This is a genomic window from Frankia sp. CoWAU3, from assembly GCF_977971855.1.
Genome location: NZ_CDWWXB010000034.1, coordinates 7,620 through 10,151, shown reverse-complemented (window position 1 = coordinate 10,151; position 2,532 = coordinate 7,620). Strand labels below are relative to the sequence as shown.

Sequence of the window (2,532 nt, the reverse complement as noted above, 5' to 3'; positions counted from 1 at the left end):
GGTCAATGGAAGGCCCACGGGGGGCGCACTCCGGCCCGGCGGGAGCAGTGGCGCGGGCGGCGGCACGGGGGTGGGCGGCGGGCCTGCCGTGCTCCCGCGCCCCCCGGAGGGGCCCCCTGTCCGACCGGTACCGGGCTCCGAACGGGTCCCGCCCGGACGTGATCGGGCGGGACGACGGGTAACCAGCGCGTTACGGGGTGCCTGAGGCTCGGTCAGTCGTAGGCCAAGCAGCGAGATGGGGCGCGCGTCCCCGCCACCACCCGGTTCGGTCGCGTCGGGATCCCGCCGGCCGGGGCCGCCCGCGATCCGTTCCCCGGCCTCCGGATTCCCCCCGACCGGGCCGGTCGACGCCAACGCCTCGTCACCGTTCCAACTCCCACCGTGACTTACCATCCGCGCCACCCCCGCCCCCATGTGTGCCGGCCGACGGGACCTCCGCCGATCCCACCGCGAAGTATGACGCCAGAGCGCAAGGGCACCGATACGACGTGAGACCACAGTCTCGTGTAACCGGCCGTCCCGACAAGAGCACCGGACTGATCGGGACAGCCGGAATCAGAGCCACGAGCAGCGAACACACGACCGGCACACCCGATCCACTTCGAATCGCCATGTGACGGCAACACCATACCGAGAGCATGTCACGCGGACGGATCGGCCTCGCACCGTGTGTGTGAACTCCTGATGCGGAACGTTTCGGTCGGTGACGGCCTGGAAGCTCAGCCGGCGAGTTCCAGATCGCGCAGCACCGCGGCGGTGTCCAGCGCGGCCAGGGTCGCCTCCCGGCCCTTGTCCTCGCTGGACCCGGGCAGCCCGGCGCGGTCCCGGGCCTGCTCGACGGTGTCGCAGGTGAGCACGCCGAAGCCGACGGGGACGCGGGCGTCGAGGGTGACGCGGGCGAGCCCCGCGGTAACGAACTGACAGACGTAGTCGAAGTGGGGGGTGCCGCCCCGGATGACGACACCGAGAGCGACGACGGCGTCATGCCGCGCCGCCAACGCGGCGGCGATCACGGGAAGCTCGACCGCACCGGAGACCCGCACGACGGCGGGTGCCGCCGCGAGGCCCGCGTCCTTCGCGGCGCGCAGCGCGCCAGCGAGCAGCGCATCGGTGATCTCGGCGTGCCACCGGGTGGCGACCACCGCCAACCGCATGCCCTCGACGGGCGGAAGCACCTCCGCGGGAGCCCCGAGGCCGCTCACAGACCCTCTCCCTCGGCACAGTCGACCCCGGCGGACGTACCCGGGCCCGCGACAGCCGTGCAGCCGGAGGTGACGGGCGCCCTCGGCGCCCTCGGCGCCCCCGGGATCCAGCGCGAGCCGGCCGGCTCGTCCTCGCCCACGGCCCTAGGCAGATCGGACAGGCCGGGTGGACCCGGAAGGCCGGGCGGACCGGGAATGCTGGGCAGACCGGGAATGACGTGTCCCATCCGGTCCCGCTTGGTGGTCAGGTAGCGCAGGTTCTCCGGCGTCTGGGTGACCGGCATCCCGATGAGTTCGACGATGCGCAGGCCGTAGCCCTCCAGCCCGGCCCGCTTCGTCGGATTGTTGGACAGCAGCCGGATGCCGCGCACGCCGAGGTCGACCAGGATCTGGGCCCCGGTGCCGTAGTCACGGGCGTCGGCCGGCAGGCCCAGCGCGAGGTTGGCATCGACGGTGTCGTGGCCGGCGTCCTGCAACTGGTAGGCCCGCAGCTTGTGCATCAGGCCGATGCCCCGGCCCTCGTGGCCCCGCATGTAGAGCACCACTCCGCGCCCCTCGGTCGCGATTATGCGCAGTGCCGCGTCGAGCTGGGTTCCGCAGTCGCAGCGCCGGGAGCCGAAGACGTCCCCGGTGAGGCATTCGCTGTGCACCCGGACCAGCACGTCCTCGCCGTCACCGAGCTCGCCGCGGATCAACGCGATGTGTTCGACGCCGTCGAGGATGTTGCGGAATCCGACCGCCCGGAACGCCCCGTAACGCGTCGGAAGCGACGCCTCCGCAACCCGCACCACCTGCTTCTCGGTCCGCCGACGGTAAGCGATGAGATCGGCGATGGAGATCAGCAGCAGCCCGTGCTCGCGGGCGAACTCGGCGAGCCGGGGAAGCCGGGCCATCGTCCCGTCATCGTTCACGATCTCGCAGATCGCACCGGCCGGCCGCAGCCCGGCGAGCCGGGCCAGGTCGACCGCGGCCTCGGTGTGGCCGGGGCGGCGCAGCACCCCGCCGTCCTTGGCCCGCAGCGGGAAGATGTGGCCCGGCCGGCTCAGGTCGCCGGGCGTGGTCCGCGGGTCGGCCAGCAACCGGATGGTGCGGGCCCGGTCGGCGGCGGAGATCCCGGTGGAGACGCCGTCGCGGGCGTCCACGGTGATGGTGAACGCGGTGCCCATCCGCTCGGTGTTGTGCGGGACCATCTGGTCCAGTTCGAGCCGGTCGGTGTCGGCGGCGTCCATCGGCACGCAGATCACACCGGAGGTGTACCGCGTCATGAACGCGACCAGCTCGGGTGTCGCGGCCTCCGCCGCGAAGATCAGATCACCCTCGTTCTCCCGGT

General features: G+C 72.4%; 2 protein-coding genes. Both read right to left on the bottom strand.

Going from position 1 to position 2,532, the window contains the following annotated elements; translation table 11 throughout:
* Positions 1-719: 719 nt before the first annotated feature.
* The gene (gene ribH, locus AC08ON_RS05670) at positions 720-1,202 is read right to left on the bottom strand and encodes a 6,7-dimethyl-8-ribityllumazine synthase (protein ID WP_476607696.1); all 483 of its coding nucleotides are present in this window, start codon (positions 1,200-1,202) and stop codon (positions 720-722) included.
* A partial coding sequence (locus tag AC08ON_RS05665) for a bifunctional 3,4-dihydroxy-2-butanone-4-phosphate synthase/GTP cyclohydrolase II (RefSeq protein ID WP_476616573.1) occupies positions 1,199-2,532 on the bottom strand: 1,334 nt, incomplete at its 5' end. The genes ribH and AC08ON_RS05665, both read right to left, overlap by 4 nt.